Origin of the sequence: Kitasatospora sp. NPDC088346 (genome assembly GCF_044740765.1) — a bacterium.
Lineage (GTDB): Bacteria > Actinomycetota > Actinomycetes > Streptomycetales > Streptomycetaceae > Kitasatospora.
The window spans coordinates 1-1,685 of sequence record NZ_JBIURH010000172.1 but is presented as its reverse complement, the minus strand read 5'-3'; the positions used below and the strand labels follow the sequence as shown (position 1 = coordinate 1,685).

General features: G+C 74.5%; 1 protein-coding gene. It reads left to right on the top strand.

Going from position 1 to position 1,685, the window contains the following annotated elements; genetic code table 11:
• A partial coding sequence (locus ACIOFR_RS42220; RefSeq protein WP_401006150.1) for a beta-ketoacyl synthase N-terminal-like domain-containing protein occupies window positions 1–1,685 on the top strand: 1,685 nt, incomplete at both ends.

Below are 1,685 nucleotides of genomic sequence, written 5' to 3'. Positions count from 1 at the left end.
GAGCTGACCGCCGGGCACCCGCTCACGGCGTTCGTGCTGTTCTCCTCCGCCGCCGGTACCTTCGGCGGTCTCGGTCAGGCCAACTACGCGGCCGCCAACGTCTTCCTGGACGCCCTGGCCACCCGCCGCCGCGCCGACGGCCTGCCCGCCACCTCCCTCGCCTGGGGTGCCTGGGCGGACGGCGGCATGGTCGGCAGCCTCGCCGACGTCGACGTTCAGCGGATGAGCCGCAGCGGGGTCCATGGCCTGAGCGCCGGCGAGGGCCTCGCGCTCTTCGACGCGGCCGTGACGACCGGCGACGCGCTGGTGGTCCCGATCCGGCTCGACCTGGCCGCTCTGCGCGCCGAGGCGACGGCCGGCACTCTGCCGCCGCTCCTGCGCGGCCTGGTGCGGACCCCGGCCCGCCGGGCCGTCGAGAACGGCGTGCCCGGCCACATCGCCGGCTCGACCCTCGCCCGGCGCCTCACCGCGCTGGCGACGGACGAGCGCGAGCAGACCGTACTGGACCTGGTCCGTGCCCGCGTCGCCGCTGTGCTCGGCTACGCGGACGCGGAAGCCGTCGACGCGGGACGGGCGTTCAAGGAGCTGGGCTTCGACTCGCTCACCGCCGTCGAACTGCGCAACGAACTCAACGGCGCGACCGGCCTGCGCCTGCCCGCGACCCTCGTCTTCGACTACCCGACCCCCGGCGCCCTGGCCGCCTTCCTGCTGACCGAACTGGTCGGCGAGGCGCCGGAGGCCGGAGTGGCCGTGCGGGCCGCGGGTGCCACGGACGAGCCGATCGCCATCGTCGGCATGGCCTGCCGCTTCCCGGGCGGCGTGGAGTCGCCGGAGGACCTGTGGCGGCTGGTGTCGGAGGGCCGCGACGCGGTGTCCGGCTTCCCGGCGGGCCGCGGCTGGGACCTGGACGGCCTCTACCACCCGGACCCCGACCACCAGGGGACCTCGTACGCCCGCGAGGGCGGCTTCCTGCACGAGGCGGGCCTGTTCGACCCGGCGTTCTTCGGCATCTCGCCGCGCGAGGCGATCGCGATGGACCCGCAGCAGCGCCTGCTGCTGGAGACCTCCTGGGAGGCCTTCGAGCGGGCCGGCATCGACCCGGCCTCGCTGCGCGGCAGCCGGACCGGCGTGTTCGCCGGTGTGATGTACCACGACTACGCGACGGGCGTCGGCGAGCTCCCCGACGGTGTCGAGGGTTACCTCGGTACGGGCAACTCGGGCAGCATCGCGTCCGGCCGAGTCGCCTACACCTTCGGTCTCGAAGGCCCCGCCGTCACCGTCGACACCGCCTGCTCCTCCTCGCTGGTGGCCCTGCACTGGGCGATCCAGGCGCTGCGCAGCGGCGAGTGCACCATGGCGCTCGCGGGTGGTGTGGCGATCATGTCCACCCCCGAGGTGTTCGTCGACTTCAGCCGCCAGCGAGCGCTGTCCGTGGACGGCCGCTGCCGGGCCTTCTCGGCGGACGCCGACGGCACGGGCTGGGGCGAGGGCGTCGGCATGCTGCTCGTCGAGCGGCTGTCGGACGCGCAGCGCAACGGGCACCCGGTGCTCGCCGTGGTCCGGGGTTCGGCGATCAACCAGGACGGTGCCTCGAACGGTCTGACGGCTCCGAACGGTCCTTCGCAGCAGCGGGTGATCCGGCAGGCGCTGGCGAACGCCGGTCTGGCGTCGGACCAGGTGGACGC